This window comes from Xanthomonas arboricola, assembly GCF_002940665.1.
Classification (GTDB): domain Bacteria; phylum Pseudomonadota; class Gammaproteobacteria; order Xanthomonadales; family Xanthomonadaceae; genus Xanthomonas; species Xanthomonas arboricola_B.
In genome coordinates this window covers 1-17,461 of record NZ_MIGY01000006.1, presented here as the reverse complement: position 1 = coordinate 17,461, position 17,461 = coordinate 1, and the positions used below count along the sequence as shown (strand labels likewise).

Annotated in this window: 12 protein-coding genes and 1 tRNA gene; all 13 read left to right on the top strand. The window is 62.2% G+C overall.

Annotated elements, in window-relative coordinates; all coding sequences use genetic code 11:
- The first annotated feature begins 1 nt into the window (after nucleotide 1).
- The 13 genes from tuf (at nucleotide 2) to fusA (ending at nucleotide 17,332) form a co-directional block, all read left to right on the top strand.
- Nucleotides 2–1,192, top strand: coding sequence for an elongation factor Tu (gene tuf / locus XarjCFBP7645_RS21140; protein WP_104538414.1), 1,191 nt, complete (start codon nucleotides 2–4; stop codon nucleotides 1,190–1,192).
- A gap of 106 nt (nucleotides 1,193–1,298) precedes the next feature.
- Nucleotides 1,299–1,374: transfer RNA gene (locus XarjCFBP7645_RS21135), tRNA-Trp, on the top strand.
- A gap of 49 nt (nucleotides 1,375–1,423) precedes the next feature.
- Complete coding sequence (gene secE / locus XarjCFBP7645_RS21130; RefSeq protein ID WP_104539035.1) at nucleotides 1,424–1,834, top strand: preprotein translocase subunit SecE; 411 nt, start codon at nucleotides 1,424–1,426, stop codon at nucleotides 1,832–1,834.
- A gap of 13 nt (nucleotides 1,835–1,847) precedes the next feature.
- Nucleotides 1,848–2,405 (top strand): transcription termination/antitermination protein NusG, encoded by a 558-nt coding sequence (gene nusG / locus XarjCFBP7645_RS21125; RefSeq protein WP_016900683.1) that lies wholly within the window; start codon nucleotides 1,848–1,850, stop codon nucleotides 2,403–2,405.
- A 199-nt stretch (nucleotides 2,406–2,604) separates the two neighbouring features.
- Nucleotides 2,605–3,033, top strand: coding sequence for a 50S ribosomal protein L11 (gene rplK / locus XarjCFBP7645_RS21120; protein ID WP_016900682.1), 429 nt, complete (start codon nucleotides 2,605–2,607; stop codon nucleotides 3,031–3,033).
- Between the two features lie 3 nt (nucleotides 3,034–3,036).
- On the top strand, nucleotides 3,037–3,735 hold the full coding sequence (gene rplA / locus XarjCFBP7645_RS21115) for a 50S ribosomal protein L1 (RefSeq protein WP_016900681.1): 699 nt from the start codon (nucleotides 3,037–3,039) through the stop codon (nucleotides 3,733–3,735).
- 546 nt (nucleotides 3,736–4,281) lie between these two features.
- A complete protein-coding gene (rplJ, locus tag XarjCFBP7645_RS21110) occupies nucleotides 4,282–4,815 on the top strand; it encodes a 50S ribosomal protein L10 (RefSeq protein ID WP_016900680.1) in 534 nt (177 codons plus the stop codon).
- A 54-nt stretch (nucleotides 4,816–4,869) separates the two neighbouring features.
- On the top strand, nucleotides 4,870–5,235 hold the full coding sequence (gene rplL / locus XarjCFBP7645_RS21105) for a 50S ribosomal protein L7/L12 (RefSeq protein ID WP_008574194.1): 366 nt from the start codon (nucleotides 4,870–4,872) through the stop codon (nucleotides 5,233–5,235).
- Nucleotides 5,236–5,534: 299 nt separating this feature from the next.
- Nucleotides 5,535–9,686 carry a DNA-directed RNA polymerase subunit beta gene (gene rpoB, locus XarjCFBP7645_RS21100; protein ID WP_016900677.1) on the top strand — a complete coding sequence of 1,384 codons (4,152 nt, stop codon included), beginning with the start codon at nucleotides 5,535–5,537 and terminating at the stop codon, nucleotides 9,684–9,686.
- A gap of 100 nt (nucleotides 9,687–9,786) precedes the next feature.
- Nucleotides 9,787–14,001, top strand: coding sequence for a DNA-directed RNA polymerase subunit beta' (gene rpoC / locus XarjCFBP7645_RS21095; RefSeq protein WP_016900676.1), 4,215 nt, complete (start codon nucleotides 9,787–9,789; stop codon nucleotides 13,999–14,001).
- Nucleotides 14,002–14,222: 221 nt separating this feature from the next.
- Nucleotides 14,223–14,597: a 30S ribosomal protein S12 gene (gene rpsL, locus XarjCFBP7645_RS21090; protein WP_002811712.1), complete on the top strand. Its 375-nt coding sequence runs from the start codon at nucleotides 14,223–14,225 to the stop codon at nucleotides 14,595–14,597.
- A gap of 12 nt (nucleotides 14,598–14,609) precedes the next feature.
- Nucleotides 14,610–15,077, top strand: a complete 468-nt coding sequence (gene rpsG / locus XarjCFBP7645_RS21085) for a 30S ribosomal protein S7 (protein ID WP_005993356.1) — start codon at nucleotides 14,610–14,612, stop codon at nucleotides 15,075–15,077.
- Between the two features lie 137 nt (nucleotides 15,078–15,214).
- A complete protein-coding gene (gene fusA, locus XarjCFBP7645_RS21080; protein WP_053045361.1) occupies nucleotides 15,215–17,332 on the top strand; it encodes an elongation factor G in 2,118 nt (705 codons plus the stop codon).
- Nucleotides 17,333–17,461 lie beyond the last annotated feature (129 nt).

The window sequence follows — 17,461 nt, the reverse complement described above, 5'->3', positions numbered from 1 at the left end:
CATGGCAAAAGCTAAATTTGAGCGCACCAAGCCGCACGTGAACGTCGGCACCATCGGTCACGTCGACCATGGCAAGACCACGTTGACAGCCGCGCTGACCAAGATCGGTGCTGAGCGTTTCGGTGGCGAGTTCAAGGCGTATGACGCGATCGATGCGGCGCCGGAAGAGAAGGCGCGCGGCATCACGATTTCGACCGCCCACGTCGAATACGAATCCCCGAGCCGTCACTACGCGCACGTCGATTGCCCCGGCCACGCCGACTATGTCAAGAACATGATCACCGGTGCGGCGCAGATGGACGGCGCGATCCTGGTGTGTTCGGCTGCCGACGGCCCGATGCCGCAGACCCGCGAGCACATCCTGCTCTCGCGTCAGGTCGGTGTGCCGCACATCGTCGTGTTCCTGAACAAGGCCGACATGGTCGACGATGCCGAGCTGCTCGAGCTGGTCGAGATGGAAGTGCGCGAGCTGCTGAGCAAGTACGACTTCCCGGGCGATGACACCCCGATCATCCACGGTTCGGCGCGTCTGGCGCTGGATGGCGACCAGAGCGAGATCGGCGTGCCGGCGATCCTGAAGCTGGTCGAGGCGCTGGATTCGTTCATTCCGGAGCCGACCCGCGACGTTGATCGTCCGTTCCTGATGCCGGTCGAAGACGTGTTCTCGATCTCCGGCCGCGGCACCGTGGTGACCGGTCGTATCGAGCGCGGCATCATCAAGGTCGGCGACGAAATCGAAATCGTCGGTATCCGCGACACCCAGAAGACCACCGTCACCGGTGTGGAAATGTTCCGCAAGCTGCTGGACCAGGGTCAGGCGGGCGACAATGCCGGTCTGCTGCTGCGCGGCACCAAGCGTGACGACGTCGAGCGCGGCCAGGTGCTGTGCAAGCCGGGTTCGATCAAGCCGCATACCGAGTTCGAAGCCGAAGTGTACGTGCTGTCCAAGGATGAGGGTGGCCGTCATACCCCGTTCTTCAAGGGCTACCGTCCGCAGTTCTACTTCCGCACCACCGACATCACTGGCGCTTGCCAGCTGCCGGAAGGCGTGGAGATGGTGATGCCGGGCGACAACGTGAAGATGGTCGTGACCCTGATCAACCCGGTCGCGATGGACGAAGGTCTGCGCTTCGCCATCCGTGAAGGCGGTCGTACCGTCGGCGCCGGCGTGGTTGCCAAGATCGTCAAGTAAGTGCCTGCGTCCAGCCGTCTTGCGGTGGCTGGATTCAAACGAATGGCGGGCCGGCTGAACCGCGGTCCGCCTTCGTTGTCTTAGGGTTTGCGGTAAACGAGTACATACGCCAGTAGCTCAATTGGCAGAGCAGCGGTCTCCAAAACCGCAGGTTGGGGGTTCGAGTCCCTCCTGGCGTGCCACTCCTCTTTCCGGCCCAGCGACTCGGGTCAGATCGGTAACTAGAGCCGGATGAATAGCAAAATCGAGCCTTCCAAAAGCGCGTCTGCTGCCAGCGCTGATATCGTGAAATACGTCATCTCCGCGCTCCTGGTGATCGCGGGGTTGTTTGTGTGGTTCTGGTTTTCTGCGCCCGAGCGTGCCACGCAGTTTGGAGCCTGGACGCCGCAATTGCGTGCGCTGGCCGTGATCGTGGGTCTGGTGGCGGGTGCGTTTGTGGTTTTGGGAACCGGCAAAGGCCGGAACACCCGCGAATTCATGTCCGAATCCAGGTTCGAGTTGCGCAAGGTAGTCTGGCCGACGCGCCAGGAAGCCATTCGTACGACCTGGGTCGTAATTGTTGTTGTGATCATTCTGAGTTTGCTGTTGGGCGGCTTCGACTTTGTCATCCAGAAGCTCACGCAGTGGTTCCTGGCTCGTTGAGGAGAATCAAGCAGTGAAGCGTTGGTATGTCGTTCACGCCTATTCAGGCTTCGAAAAATCCGTTGCGCAGGCATTGCGCGACCGTATCGCCCGTACCGAAATGGAAGACCGTTTCGGCGACGTGCTGGTGCCGACCGAAGAGGTCATCGAAATGCGTGCCGGCCAAAAGCGTCGGTCCGAGCGCAAGTTCTTCCCCGGCTATGTGCTGGTGCAGATCGAGACCCACGAAGAAGCCGGTATTCCGCGCATCGACAATGAAAGCTGGCACCTGGTGAAGGAGACTTCCAAGGTGATGGGTTTCATTGGTGGCACCGCCGACCGTCCGTTGCCGATTCGCGATGAAGAAGCCGATGCGATCCTGCAGCGTGTGCAGGACGGCGTCGAGAAGCCGCGCCCGAAGGTATTGTTTGAGCCGGGTCAGATGGTGCGCGTCACCGATGGTCCGTTCAACGACTTCAATGGCGTGGTGGAAGAAGTGAATTACGAGAAGAGCAGGTTGCGGGTTGCCGTGCTCATCTTCGGTCGCTCCACGCCGGTCGAGCTCGAGTTCGGTCAGGTCGAGAAGGGCTGACGCCGGCCGGGCGCTGTCTAGGCGCCCGCCTTGAATGCTGCTATAGTGCGCGGCTCGCTGACCTGGCGAATCGCCGGGAACCAATGGCTGCCGCATGGCAGCCATCTGCGTGTGGTCAAAAGCGTGAAGCCGGGACACGTGATTTCCCGGTCCGATGGGGAGCCTGCAGATTAGGCGCTAGCACCCGGAGAGTATCGAAATGGCAAAGAAGATAACTGCTTACATCAAGTTGCAGGTCAAGGCCGGTCAGGCCAATCCTGCGCCGCCGGTCGGCCCTGCGCTGGGTCAGCGCGGTCTGAACATCATGGAATTCTGCAAGGCGTTCAACGCGGCCACGTCCAAGCTGGAACCGGGTCTGCCGACGCCGGTGGTCATCACTGCGTATTCCGACCGTACCTTCACTTTCATCACCAAGAGCACCCCGGCCAGCGTGCTGCTCAAGAAGGCTGCAGGCGTGACGTCCGGTTCCAAGCGCCCCAACACCGACAAGGTGGGCAAGGTGACGCGCAAGCAGCTGGAAGAGATCGCCAAGGTCAAGGAAGCCGATTTGACGGCGGCCGAGCTGGAAGCGGCAGTGCGCACGATTGCGGGTTCTGCCCGCAGCATGGGTTTGACGGTGGAGGGCTAAGACATGGCACAGAGCAAGCGCGTTAAGGCCATTGCGGCCGCTGTCGTTCCGGGCAAGACCTATGCCTTCGAAGACGCAATCAAGATCCTGAAGACCGTGACCAAGGCCAAGTTCGTCGAGTCGATCGACGTTGCCGTGCGCCTGGGCGTGGACGCCAAGAAGTCCGACCAGCAGGTGCGCGGTTCGACCGTGCTGCCGGCCGGTACCGGCAAGAGCGTTCGCGTTGCCGTGTTCGCACCGGCCGGTGCCAAGGCCGACGAAGCCCTGGCCGCTGGTGCCGAGGCGGTGGGCATGGATGACCTGGCCGAGAAGATGCAGGCTGGCGATCTGAGCTACGACGTGGTCATCGCCACCCCGGACGCGATGCGCGTCGTCGGTAAGCTCGGCACGCTGCTGGGCCCGCGCGGCCTGATGCCGAACCCGAAGGTCGGCACCGTGTCGGCCAACCCGGGCGAAGCGGTCAAGAATGCCAAGTCGGGTCAGGTGCGTTACCGCACCGACAAGGCCGGTATCATCCACTGCACCATCGGCAAGGCCAGCTTCGACGACGAAGCGCTGAAGTCGAACCTGCAGGCGCTGTTGCTGGATCTGATCAAGGCCAAGCCGGCCACTTCCAAGGGTACCTACCTGCAGAAGGTGTCGGTCAGCTCGACGATGGGTCCTGGCGTGACGGTCGACCAGTCGAGCCTTGCACTGAAGTGAGTCGAAGGGACGGGCCTGTCTTGGGCCTGACCCGTCGATGTAGTACAGCATTGTTTTTCCGGCCCAGGTCACCGTGTGCTGGGAGTCCGTGCCCTCCTTTGGGGTAACGGACATTTTGAAGGCGATCGCCGGCATGTCCGGCGGTAGCCGTCAAAGACCGCAGGCGCGGTCAGCGCAGATCGACGACGGGCATGGATGCTCGCACTGGCAGGGAGTCGCCGTCGATGCAGCGGGATCGCTTAATCAGGTTCGCAAGAGCCGGCCGGCGTAGATGGTGTCGCCCTTCTGGAGCTTTCTGGTTTACGCGCGTCTGGGACATCCCGGATCGAGTCCACTCCATGTCTAGAACGGCCACCAAAGGAACATCGGTCGATGTTCCCGGCTTCCAGGAAGGAGGCTGCCCTGGACCGCAACCGGCAGGAGCCGCGAGCGGAGTAGTTTGAAGCGGGGATGAGGGATTCGGCATTGGGGATTTGCAGGCTGCTTCACGGCTCTGGCGAATCACCAATCACCAATCACCAATCCCGGCTTTAACGGAGGAGTGCAATGGCTCTCAATCTGTCTCAGAAGCAAGAAGTAGTCGCCGAGCTGGCAGACATCGCCGCCAAGGCTCACTCCTTGATCGCCGCCGAATACGCTGGCATCACGGTCTCCCAGATGACCGCGATGCGCAAGCAGGCACGCGAAACCGGCGTGTTCTTGAAAGTTGTCAAGAACACCCTGGCTGCGCGCGCCGTTGAAGGTACTGATTTCGCTGTCGTCGCTGACAAGCTGGTCGGTCCTTTGCTGTATGCGTTTTCGATGGAGGAGCCCGGCGCTGCCGGTCGCCTGATCAAGGAATTCGCCAAGGGCAACGACAAGTTGCAGGCCAAGGTCGTGTCCATCGGCGGGGAACTGTTCCCGGCCGGCCACGTCGACGTGTTGGCTTCGCTGCCGACCCGCGACCAGGCCCTGGCCATGCTGGCCCGCGTGCTGTCCGAACCGGCTGCCATGTTTGCCCGTGCCGTCAAGGCCGTGGGCGACAAGCAGGGTGGTGGCGACGAAGCCGCCGCGCCGGTCGCCGAGACTGCCGAAGCTTGATGTCCTAGCGTTCGCTAGAACCCCAATCCAGAAAATCATTTAAAGGTAATCACAATGTCCCTTACCAACGAACAGATCGTCGACGCCATCGCCGAGAAGTCCCTGATGGAAGTGATGGAGCTGGTCAAGGCCATCGAAGAAAAGTTCGGCGTCTCCGCTGCCGCTCCGGTCGCTGCTGCTGCAGCTGGCCCGGCTGCTGTGGTTGAAGAGCAGACCGAGTTCAACGTGGTGCTGACCAACTGCGGCGCCAACAAGGTCGGCGTCATCAAGGCTGTCCGCGCCGTGACCGGCCTGGGCCTGAAGGAAGCCAAGGATCTGACCGAAGCCGGTGGCATGCTGAAGGAAGGCGCTTCGAAGGACGAAGCCGAGAAGATCAAGAAGGAACTGACCGAAGCCGGCGCGACGGTCGAAATCAAGTAAGCAATACCTTGCATCGCCAGCGTTTCATGGTGATGCACTGAAGGCTGGGAGCGTAAAGCTCCCGGCCTTTGGCCGTTTCGGGCGGAAATCGGGAATCGGGATTGGGGAATCGCAAATGCAACATCGCGTGCTCATCCGATTCCCATTTTTCCATTCCCGATTCCCGGCCTCACCGAGTTGGTAGTTGGAAGTAGCGGGAGAAGGCGTGCTGGTGCCGGCAATACCAGCGACTTCCAACTGACAATTTTGTTATTTCAGGGCCGCCGCGACGCGGCCCCCGCAGCCTAGGGTGAAGACTCATGACGTCTTATTCGTTCACCGAAAAAAAGCGTATCCGCAAGGACTTTGGCAAGCAGCGCTCGATTCTCGAAGTGCCGTTCCTGCTTGCCATCCAGGTCGATTCCTATCGCGAATTCCTGCAGGAAGACGTGGAGCCGAACAAGCGTAAGGACCTCGGTCTGCACGCGGCCCTGAAGTCGGTGTTCCCGATTTCCAGCTACAGCGGCAATGCCGCGCTGGAATACGTGGGCTACAAGTTGGGTCAGCCGGTGTTTGACGAGCGTGAATGCCGTCAGCGCGGCATGAGCTATGGCGCGCCGCTGCGCGTGACCGTGCGCCTGGTGATCTACGACCGCGAGTCGTCCACCAAGGCCATCAAGTACGTGAAGGAGCAGGAGGTCTATCTCGGCGAAATTCCGCTGATGACCGACAACGGCACCTTCATCGTCAACGGCACCGAGCGCGTCATCGTCTCGCAGCTGCACCGTTCGCCGGGTGTGTTCTTCGACCACGACCGTGGCAAGACCCACAGCTCGGGCAAGCTGCTGTACAGCGCCCGCATCATTCCGTATCGCGGTTCCTGGCTGGACTTCGAGTTCGACCCGAAGGACGCGCTGTTCACCCGTATCGACCGCCGCCGCAAGCTGCCGGTGTCGATCCTGCTGCGCGCGCTCGGTTACAGCAACGAAGAGATGCTGGCCGAGTTCTTCGAGATCAACACCTTCCACATCAACCCGGACGAAGGCGTGCAGCTGGAGCTGGTGCCGGAGCGTCTGCGTGGCGAAACGCTGAACTTCGACCTGGCCGATGGTGACAAGGTCATCGTGGAAGCGGGCAAGCGCATCACCGCCCGTCACGTCAAGCAGCTCGAAGCTGCCGGTGTCGCCGCGCTGGCCGTGCCGGACGACTACCTGCTCACCCGCATCCTGTCGCACGACGTGGTCGATGGCTCGACCGGCGAATTGCTGGCCAATGCCAACGACGAGATCACCGAAGACCAGCTGGCGGCGTTCCGCAAGGCCGGCGTCGATGCGGTCGGCACCCTGTGGGTGAACGATCTGGATCGCGGTCCGTATTTGTCCAACACCCTGCGGATCGATCCGACCAAGACCCAGCTCGAAGCGCTGGTCGAGATCTACCGCATGATGCGTCCGGGCGAGCCGCCGACCAAGGAAGCCGCGCAGAACCTGTTCCACAACCTGTTCTTCACCTTCGAGCGCTACGACCTGTCCACGGTCGGCCGCATGAAGTTCAACCGTCGCGTCGGCCGCAAGGACGTGCTGGGCGAGTCGGTGCTGTACGACAAGAAGTACTTCGCCGAGCGCAACGACGAAGAATCCAAGCGCCTGGTCGCCGAGCACACCGACACCTCCGACATCCTGGAAGTGATCAAGGTGCTCACCGAGATCCGCAACGGTCGCGGCGTGGTCGATGACATCGATCACCTGGGCAACCGTCGCGTGCGTTCGGTCGGCGAAATGGCCGAGAACGTGTTCCGCGTGGGCCTGGTCCGCGTCGAGCGCGCGGTCAAGGAGCGCCTGTCGATGGCCGAGTCCGAGGGTCTGACCCCGCAGGAACTGATCAACGCCAAGCCGGTGGCTGCGGCGATCAAGGAGTTCTTCGGCTCCTCGCAGCTGTCGCAGTTCATGGATCAGAACAACCCGCTGTCGGAAGTGACGCACAAGCGTCGCGTCTCCGCACTGGGCCCGGGCGGTCTGACCCGCGAGCGCGCCGGCTTCGAAGTGCGCGACGTGCACCCGACCCATTACGGCCGCGTCTGCACCATCGAAACGCCGGAAGGCCCGAACATCGGCCTGATCAACTCGCTGGCCGTGTTCGCCCGCACCAACCAGTACGGCTTCCTCGAGACGCCGTACCGCAAGGTGCTGGACGGCAAGGTCTCCGACGACGTCGAATACCTGTCGGCGATCGAGGAAAACGAGTACGTGATCGCCCAGGCGAACGCGCTGACCGATGCCAAGAACATGCTCACCGAGCAGTTCGTGCCGTGCCGGTTCCAGGGCGAGTCGCTGCTGAAGCCGCCGGCCGAAGTGCACTTCATGGACGTCTCGCCGATGCAGACCGTGTCGGTCGCCGCGGCGCTGGTGCCGTTCCTGGAGCACGACGACGCCAACCGCGCACTGATGGGCGCCAACATGCAGCGCCAAGCCGTGCCGACGCTGCGTTCGCAGAAGCCGCTGGTCGGAACCGGTATCGAGCGTGCGGTTGCGCGCGACTCGGGCGTGACCGTGAACGCCTTGCGTGGTGGCGTGATCGAGCAGATCGACGCGGCCCGCATCGTGGTCAAGGTCAACGAGGCAGAAATCGGCGGCGGCACCGATGCCGGCGTGGATATCTACAACCTGATCAAGTACACCCGCTCCAACCAGAACACCTGCATTAACCAGCGTCCGCTGGTGAACGTGGGTGACGTGATCGCGCGCGGCGACGTGCTGGCCGACGGCCCGTCCACCGACATCGGTGAGCTGGCGCTGGGTCAGAACATGCTGATCGCGTTCATGCCGTGGAACGGCTACAACTTCGAAGACTCCATCCTGCTCTCCGAGCGCGTGGTGGAAGAAGATCGTTACACCACGATCCACATCGAAGAACTGACCTGCGTTGCGCGCGACACCAAGCTGGGGCCGGAGGAAATTTCCGCCGACATCCCGAACGTGTCCGAGCAGGCGCTGAACCGCCTGGACGAGAGCGGCGTGGTGTACATCGGTGCGGAAGTGCGTGCCGGCGACATCATGGTGGGCAAGGTCACGCCGAAGGGCGAGAGCCAGCTGACTCCGGAAGAAAAGCTGCTGCGTGCGATCTTCGGTGAGAAGGCGTCCGACGTGAAGGACAGCTCGCTGCGCGTGCCCCCGGGCATGGACGGCACCGTCATCGACGTGCAGGTCTTCACCCGCGACGGCATCGAGAAGGACAAGCGTGCGCGTCAGATCGAAGAGTCCGAGATCAAGCGCGTCAAGAAGGACTTCGACGACCAGTTCCGCATCCTGGAAGCGGCCATCTACGCACGTCTGCGCTCGCAGATCGTGGGCAAGGTCGCCAACGGTGGTCCGAACCTGAAGAAGGGCGACAACGTCACCGACGCGTATCTGGACGGGCTGAAGAAGTCCGATTGGTTCCAGCTGCGCATGAAGGACGAAGACGCAGCCGACGCCATCGAGCGCGCGCAGAAGCAGATCCAGGCGCACGAGAAGGAATTCGAAGCACGCTTCGCCGACAAGCGCGGCAAGATCACCCAGGGCGACGATCTCGCACCGGGCGTGCTGAAGATGGTCAAGGTGTTTCTGGCAGTGAAGCGCCGCATCCAGCCGGGCGACAAGATGGCAGGCCGCCACGGCAACAAGGGTGTGGTCTCCAATGTCGTGCCTGTCGAGGACATGCCGTACATGGCCACCGGCGAGCCGGTGGACATCGTGCTGAACCCGCTCGGCGTGCCGTCGCGTATGAACATCGGCCAGATTCTGGAAGTGCATCTGGGCTGGGCCGCCAAGGGCCTGGGTCGCAAGATCCAGCGCATGCTGGAAGCCCAGGCGGCGGTCAGCGAGCTGCGCAAGTTCCTGGACGACATCTACAACCACGACAGCGCGATCAATGCACAGCGCGTGGACCTGTCGCAGTTCAGCGATGAGGAATTGCTCAACCTGGGCAAGAACCTGATCGATGGCGTGCCGATGGCCACCCCGGTGTTCGACGGCGCCAGCGAAGCGGAAATCAAGCGCATGCTGGAACTGGCCGAACTGCCGCAGAGCGGTCAGACCCAGTTGTACGACGGTCGTACCGGCGAAGCGTTCGATCGCAAGACCACGGTCGGCTACATGCACTACCTGAAGTTGAACCACCTGGTCGACGACAAGATGCATGCGCGCTCGACCGGTCCGTACTCGCTCGTCACCCAGCAGCCGCTGGGCGGCAAGGCGCAGTTCGGTGGTCAGCGCTTCGGTGAGATGGAAGTCTGGGCGCTGGAAGCCTATGGCGCGGCCTACACCCTGCAGGAAATGCTGACGGTGAAGTCCGACGACGTGCAGGGCCGCAACCAGATGTACAAGAACATCGTCGATGGTGAGCACGAGATGGTCGCGGGCATGCCGGAATCCTTCAACGTGTTGGTGAAGGAAATCCGCTCGCTGGCGATCAACATGGAACTGGAAGAGTGATCGAGACGGATCCCTGCGCCGCGCTGCGGTGCGGGGATCCGGAACCTAAGGCCCTCGGTTTCATCTCAGCTACGAAATTCCTCCGACCCGGAGATATCAAATGAAAGACCTGCTCAACCTCTTCAATCAACAGCGCCAGACGCTGGATTTCGACGCGATCAAGATCGCGCTGGCATCGCCGGACCTGATCCGTTCGTGGTCCTACGGCGAAGTGAAGAAGCCTGAAACCATCAACTACCGTACCTTCAAGCCCGAGCGGGACGGCCTGTTCTGCGCCGCCATCTTCGGACCGATCAAGGACTACGAGTGCCTGTGCGGCAAGTACAAGCGCATGAAGCACCGTGGCGTCGTCTGCGAAAAATGCGGCACTGAAGTCACCCTGGCCAAGGTCCGTCGCGAGCGCATGGGTCACATCGACTTGGCCTCGCCGGTCGCGCACATCTGGTTCCTCAAGTCGTTGCCCTCGCGCATCGGCCTGATGCTGGACATGACCCTGCGTGACATCGAGCGCGTGCTGTACTTCGAAGCCTACGTGGTCACCGAGCCGGGCCTGACCCCGCTCGAGCGCCGCCAGCTGCTGACCGAAGAGCAGTACCTGACCGCACGCCAGGAGTACAACGACGACTTCGACGCCGCCATGGGCGCCGAAGCCGTGTACGAGCTGTTGCGCACGATCGACCTGCAGTCGGAAATGACCCGCCTGCGCGAGGAGATCGCCAGCACCGGTTCGGAAACCAAGCTCAAGCGCCTTACCAAGCGCATCAAGCTGATCGAAGCCTTCCTGGAATCGGGCAACCGTCCGGAGTGGATGGTCATGACCGTGCTGCCGGTGCTGCCGCCGGATCTGCGTCCGCTGGTGCCGCTGGATGGCGGCCGCTTCGCGACTTCGGATCTGAACGATCTGTACCGCCGCGTGATCAACCGCAACAACCGTCTGCGTCGTCTGCTCGAGCTCAATGCGCCGGATATCATCGTGCGCAACGAGAAGCGCATGCTGCAGGAGTCGGTCGATGCGCTGCTGGACAACGGCCGTCGCGGCCGTGCCATCACCGGCACCAACAAGCGTCCGCTGAAGTCGCTGGCCGACATGATCAAGGGCAAGCAGGGCCGGTTCCGCCAGAACCTGCTCGGCAAACGCGTGGACTACTCCGGTCGTTCGGTCATCACCGTCGGTCCGTACCTCAAGCTGCACCAGTGCGGCCTGCCGAAGAAGATGGCGCTGGAGCTGTTCAAGCCGTTCGTGTTCGCCAAGCTGCAGCGTCGCGGCCTGGCCACCACCATCAAGGCGGCCAAGAAGCTGGTCGAGCGCGAAGAAGCCGAGGTGTGGGACATCCTGGAAGAAGTGATCCGTGAGCATCCGGTGCTGCTGAACCGTGCACCGACCCTGCACCGTCTGGGCATCCAGGCGTTCGAGCCGGTGTTGATCGAAGGCAAGGCCATCCAGCTGCATCCGCTGGTGTGTACTGCGTTCAACGCCGACTTCGACGGTGACCAGATGGCCGTCCACGTGCCGCTCTCGCTGGAAGCCCAGCTGGAAGCGCGTGCGTTGATGATGTCCACCAACAACATTCTGTCGCCGGCCAACGGCGAGCCGATCATCGTGCCGTCGCAGGACGTGGTGTTGGGCCTGTACTACATGAGCCGCGCCCTGGAGAACAAGAAGGGCGAAGGCATGGTGTTCGCCAACACCAGCGAAGTGAAGCGCGCCTACGACAACCGCGTGGTGGAACTGCACGCCAAGGTCAAGGTCCGCATCACCCAGGTGGACGTGGAAGCCGACGGCAAGCGCAGCAGCGGCACCTCGATCGTGGACACCACGGTCGGTCGTGCGCTGTTGAGCGAGATCCTGCCCGAAGGCCTGCCGTTCCAGTTGGCCAACACCGAGATGACCAAGAAGAACATCTCGCGTCTGATCAACTCCAGCTACCGTCTGCTGGGCTTGAAGGACACCGTCGTGTTCGCCGACAAGCTGATGTACACCGGCTATGCCTACGCGACCCGCGCAGGCGTGTCGATCGGCATCGACGACATGCTGATCCCGGACGAGAAGAAGGGCATCCTCACCGAGGCCGAAGCCGAAGTGCTGGAAATCCAGGAGCAGTACCAGTCCGGTCTGGTCACCGCCGGCGAGCGCTACAACAAGGTCGTGGACATCTGGTCGCGCACCAGCGAGCGCATCGCCAAGGCGATGATGGACACCATCGGTACTGAAAAGGTCGAAAACGCCAAGGGCGAGACCATCGACCAGAAGTCGATGAACTCGCTGTACATCATGGCCGACTCCGGTGCGCGTGGTTCGCAGGCGCAGATCCGTCAGCTGGCCGGCATGCGCGGCCTGATGGCGCGTCCGGATGGCTCGATCATCGAGACGCCGATCAAGGCGAACTTCCGCGAAGGCCTGAACGTGCAGGAGTACTTCAACTCCACCCACGGTGCCCGTAAGGGTCTGGCCGATACCGCGCTCAAGACCGCGAACTCGGGTTATCTGACCCGTCGCCTGGTCGACGTGGCGCAGGACGTGGTGATCACCGAAGTCGATTGCGGCACCACCGAAGGGTTGATCATGACCCCGATCGTGGAAGGCGGCGACGTGGTGGAGCCGTTGAAGGAGCGCGTGCTGGGCCGTGTGGTGGCCGAGGACGTGTACCTGCCGGGCAACGACGAAGAGCCGATCGTCACGCGCAACACGCTGCTGGACGAAGCCTGGGTTGCCAAGCTGGAAGACGCCAGCGTGCAGTCGGTGAAGGTGCGTTCGACCATCAGCTGCGAGTCCTCGTTCGGCGTGTGCGCACGTTGCTACGGCCGCGACCTCGCACGCGGTCACCAGGTCAACATCGGTGAAGCGGTCGGCGTCATCGCCGCCCAGTCGATCGGTGAGCCGGGTACCCAGCTGACCATGCGTACGTTCCACATCGGTGGTGCGGCATCGCGTGCGGCGGCGGTGGACAACATCACCGTCAAGACCACCGGTTCGGTGAAGTTCAACAACCTCAAGTCGGTGGCGCACGCCAGCGGCGCGCTGGTCGCGGTCTCGCGTTCGGGCGAACTGTCCGTGCTCGACGGCCATGGCCGCGAGCGCGAGCGTTACAAGCTGCCGTACGGCGCCACCATCACCGCCAAGGACGGGGATGCGGTCAAGGCCGGGCAGGGCGTGGCGAACTGGGATCCGCATAACCACCCGATCGTGTCGGAAGTGGCCGGTTTCATCCGCTTCATCGACTTCGTCGACGGCGTCACCGTCATTGAGAAGACCGACGAACTGACCGGTCTGGCCTCGCGCGAGATCACCGACCCGAAGCGTCGCGGTGCACATGCCAAGGAACTGCGCCCGATCGTGCGCATCGTCGATGGCAAGGGCAACGACCTGACGATCCCGAATACGGATCTGCCGGCCCAGTACCTGTTGCCGCCGCGCTCCATTGTCAACCTGCAGGACGGCGCCGCCGTCGGCGTGGGCGACGTGGTTGCCAAGATCCCGCAGGAAGCGTCCAAGACCCGCGACATCACCGGTGGTCTGCCGCGCGTTGCCGACCTGTTCGAAGCACGCAAGCCGAAGGATCCTGCGATCCTGGCCGAGCGTTCGGGCATCATCAGCTTCGGTAAGGACACCAAGGGCAAGCAGCGCCTGATCATCAAGGACACCGATGGGTCGGAACACGAAGAGCTGATCCCGAAGTACCGCCAGATCATCGTGTTCGAAGGCGAGCATGTGACCAAGGGCGAAACCGTGGTGGACGGCGAGCCGAGCCCGCAGGACATCCTGCGTCTGCTGGGTGTCGAGCCGCTGGCCGCGTATCTGGTCAAGGAAATCCAGGACGTGTACCGCCTGCAGGGCGTGAAGATCAACGACAAGCACATCGAGGTGATCACTCGCCAGATGCTGCGTAAGGTCGAGATCACCGACCAGGGCACCAGCAAGTTCCTCAACGGCGAGCAGGTCGAGCGCCAGCGCGTCATCGAGGAAAATGCCCGCCTGGTCAAGCGCAACGAACTGCCGGCCAAGTACGATCCGGTGCTGCTGGGTATCACCAAGGCTTCGCTGGCCACCGAGTCGTTCATCTCGGCGGCCTCGTTCCAGGAGACCACCCGCGTGCTGACCGAGGCTGCCGTGCGCGGCACCCGCGACAACCTGCGCGGTCTGAAGGAAAACGTGATCGTGGGTCGTCTGATCCCGGCCGGTACCGGTTTGGCGTATCACGCCGGACGTCGCAAGTCGTCGGGTCTGACCGACTCGGAAATGGAAACGCTGTCGGGCAAGCCGACGGCGGCCGAACCGGTCGCAGCCGTGGCCGACGCTGGCGCGGACGAGGAGTAAGCGCTCCGACGGCGGTCGCAAGACCGCCGTAAGCCAAGCGAAAAGGAGGGCAGGAGGCCCTCCGTTTTCCGGCCTTGGATGGGCCAGCAGGGTTAGAATTCCGTGAAGTTGACGGAGTTTCGTCCTGCCAGCTATACTTCCCTGTCTCGGCGGGCCGTTTTTCGGCCTGCCTTTGTTTTCGTGCAAGGCCGTCTCGGCCTCTCAATCAGAAGAATCAACTGATGACGACGATCAATCAGCTGGTCCGCAAGCCTCGGCAAGCGACCACCTACAAGAGTGCCTCCCCGGCACTGGACAAGTGTCCGCAGCGCCGTGGCGTCTGCACACGCGTCTATACCACTACCCCGAAGAAGCCGAACTCGGCCCTGCGTAAGGTTGCCAAAGTGCGCCTGACGAACCAGGAAGAGGTCATCAGCTACATCGGTGGTGAAGGCCACAACCTGCAGGAGCACTCCGTGGTCCTGATCCGTGGTGGCCGCGTCAAGGATCTTCCCGGTGTGCGTTATCACACCGTCCGTGGTTCGCTGGACGCCGCCGGCGTCGCAAAGCGCCGTCAAGGTCGTTCCAAGTACGGCGCCAAGCGCCCGAAGAGCTAAGGAAACACTCCAATGTCCCGTAAAGGTTCTACTCCGCAGCGCACCGTCCTGCCTGATCCAAAGCATGGCAGCGAAACCATTGCCCGCTTCATCAATATGGTGATGCAAAGTGGCAAGAAGTCGGTTGCTGAGAAAATTGTCTATGGCGCGATGGACGTCATTGGCGAAAAGAATCCGAATGCCGTCGAGCTGGTGCAAAAAGCACTGGACAACGTGGCCCCGGCTGTCGAAGTTAAATCGCGTCGCGTCGGTGGTGCTACCTATCAGGTGCCCGTCGAAGTGCGTTCCTCCCGTCGCATGGCGCTGGCAATGCGCTGGTTGATCGATTCCGCGCGCAAGCGTGGCGAGAACACCATGCCGCGCAAGCTGGCTGCAGAACTGTTGGACGCCTCGGAAAGCCGTGGCGGCGCGATCAAGAAGCGCGAAGAGACGCACCGTATGGCGGAGGCGAACAAGGCGTTCGCACATTACCGCTGGTGACCTCGTGGGCCTTGGTAACGGGGCCCTTCAGCACCATCTGAGTGCTGTTTGCGACGCGTTTTGCGTCGCATCCAATCCGAAGGCCGCCGAAAGGCGGCGTTCGGCCATCCGAAATCCAAGAAATTGAGAGGCTCCCCGTGGCCCGCACCACCCCTATCGAGCGTTACCGCAACTTCGGCATCATGGCCCACATCGATGCCGGCAAGACCACCACTTCCGAGCGCATCCTGTTCTACACCGGTGTCAGTCACAAGATCGGCGAAGTCCATGACGGCGCTGCAGTGATGGACTGGATGGAGCAGGAGCAGGAGCGTGGTATCACCATCACCTCCGCTGCGACCACTGCGTTCTGGTCGGGTATGGACAAGTCCATGCCGCAGCACCGCTTCAACATCATCGACACCCCCGGGCACGTCGACTTCACCATCGAAGTGGAGCGCTCCTTGCGCGTGCTCGATGGCGCGGTGTTCGTGCTGTGCGCCGTCGGTGGCGTGCAGCCGCAGTCCGAGACCGTGTGGCGCCAGGCCAACAAGTACGCCGTTCCGCGCATGGCCTTCGTCAACAAGATGGACCGCACCGGTGCCAACTTCGACAAGGTCGTCGAGCAGCTGAAGGCCCGTCTGGGCGCTTATGCCGTGCCGATGCAGGTGCCGATCGGTGCCGAAGACGGCTTCGAGGGCGTGGTCGACCTGCTCAAGATGAAGGCGATCCATTGGGATACCGCATCGCAGGGCACCACCTTCGAATACCGCGACATCCCGGCCGATCTGGTCGAGATCGCGACCGAGGCGCGTTCGTTCATGGTCGAGGCGGCTGCAGAAGCCAGCGAAGACCTGATGGACAAGTACCTTAACGAGGGCGACCTGAGCGAAGAAGAGATTCTGGTGGGTCTGCGCGAGCGCACCCTGAAGGTCGAAATCGTGCCGGTGTTCTGCGGCTCGGCGTTCAAGAACAAGGGCGTGCAGGCCATGCTCGACGGCGTCGTGCACTTGTTGCCGTCGCCGGCCGACCGTCCGCCGGTTGCGGGTATCGACGAGGACGAGAAGGAAGACACCCGTCCTGCCACCGATACCGCGCCGTTCTCGGCGTTGGCGTTCAAGATCATGACCGACCCGTTCGTGGGCTCGCTGACGTTCTTCCGTGTCTACTCGGGCACGTTGAACTCGGGCGACCAGGTCTACAACCCGGTCAAGTCGAAGAAAGAGCGTGTGGGCCGCATCCTGCAGATGCACTCCAACAATCGCGAAGAGATCAAGGAAGTGCGCGCTGGTGACATCGCCGCTGCCGTGGGTCTGAAGGACGTCACCACCGGCGACACGCTGTGTGCGCAGGACAAGGTCATCACCCTGGAGCGCATGGTGTTCCCGGAGCCGGTGATCTCGATGGCGGTGGAGCCCAAGACCAAGTCGGACCAGGAAAAGATGGGCATGGCCCTGGGCCGTCTGGCGCAGGAAGATCCCTCGTTCCGCGTCAAGACCGACGAAGAATCCGGCCAGACCATCATCTCGGGCATGGGCGAGTTGCACCTGGACATCATCGTCGACCGTATGCGTCGCGAGTTCAATGTCGAGGCCAACGTCGGCAAGCCGCAGGTGGCCTACCGCGAAACGATCCGCAAGTCCGACGTCAAGTCCGACTACAAGCACGCCAAGCAGTCCGGTGGTAAGGGTCAGTACGGTCACGTGGTGATCGAGCTGTCGCCGATGACCGAGGATGACCGCAAGAGCGACAACGTCAAGGACGATTTCCTCTTCATCAACGACATCACCGGCGGCATCATCCCGAAGGAATTCATCCCCTCGGTTGAAAAGGGTCTGCGCGAGACGATCACCAGTGGTCCGATCGCCGGCTTCCCGGTGGTGGGCGTGAAGGTCAAGCTGGTGTTCGGCTCGTACCACGACGTCGACTCGTCGGAAATGGCGTTCAAGCTGGCCGCGTCGATGGCGTTCAAGCAGGGCTTTGCGAAAGCCAGCCCGGTGTTGCTGGAGCCGATCATGAAGGTCGAAATCGTCAGCCCGGAGGATTACCTGGGTGACGTGATGGGCGACGTAAGCCGCCGTCGTGGCGTGTTGCAGGGTCAGGACGACAGCCCGTCGGGCAAGATCATCAACGCGATGATTCCGCTGGGTGAAATGTTCGGCTACGCGACCTCGCTGCGCTCGATGAGCCAGGGTCGTGCGACGTTCTCGATGGAATTCGACCACTACGAAGAGGCACCGGCCAACATCGCCGACGCCGTCACCAAGAAGGGCTGAGTTCGCTCAGCCACTTCTCACAAATTTTTCAATTAGAGGTAGTTAGTCATGGCAAAAGCTAAATTTGAGCGCACCAAGCCGCACGTGAACGTCGGCACCATCGGTCACGTCGACCATGGCAAGACCACG

Excerpts from the sequence above, each read along its gene's own strand:
- tuf (WP_104538414.1), top strand. The coding sequence starts at position 2 with ATGGCAAAAGCTAAATTTGAGCGCACCAAGCCGCACGTGAACGTCGGC.
- secE (WP_104539035.1), top strand. The coding sequence starts at position 1,424 with ATGAATAGCAAAATCGAGCCTTCCAAAAGCGCGTCTGCTGCCAGCGCT.
- rplK (WP_016900682.1), top strand. The coding sequence starts at position 2,605 with ATGGCAAAGAAGATAACTGCTTACATCAAGTTGCAGGTCAAGGCCGGT.
- rplA (WP_016900681.1), top strand. The coding sequence starts at position 3,037 with ATGGCACAGAGCAAGCGCGTTAAGGCCATTGCGGCCGCTGTCGTTCCG.
- rplJ (WP_016900680.1), top strand. The coding sequence starts at position 4,282 with ATGGCTCTCAATCTGTCTCAGAAGCAAGAAGTAGTCGCCGAGCTGGCA.
- rplL (WP_008574194.1), top strand. The coding sequence starts at position 4,870 with ATGTCCCTTACCAACGAACAGATCGTCGACGCCATCGCCGAGAAGTCC.
- rpoB (WP_016900677.1), top strand. The coding sequence starts at position 5,535 with ATGACGTCTTATTCGTTCACCGAAAAAAAGCGTATCCGCAAGGACTTT.
- rpoC (WP_016900676.1), top strand. The coding sequence starts at position 9,787 with ATGAAAGACCTGCTCAACCTCTTCAATCAACAGCGCCAGACGCTGGAT.
- rpsL (WP_002811712.1), top strand. The coding sequence starts at position 14,223 with ATGACGACGATCAATCAGCTGGTCCGCAAGCCTCGGCAAGCGACCACC.
- rpsG (WP_005993356.1), top strand. The coding sequence starts at position 14,610 with ATGTCCCGTAAAGGTTCTACTCCGCAGCGCACCGTCCTGCCTGATCCA.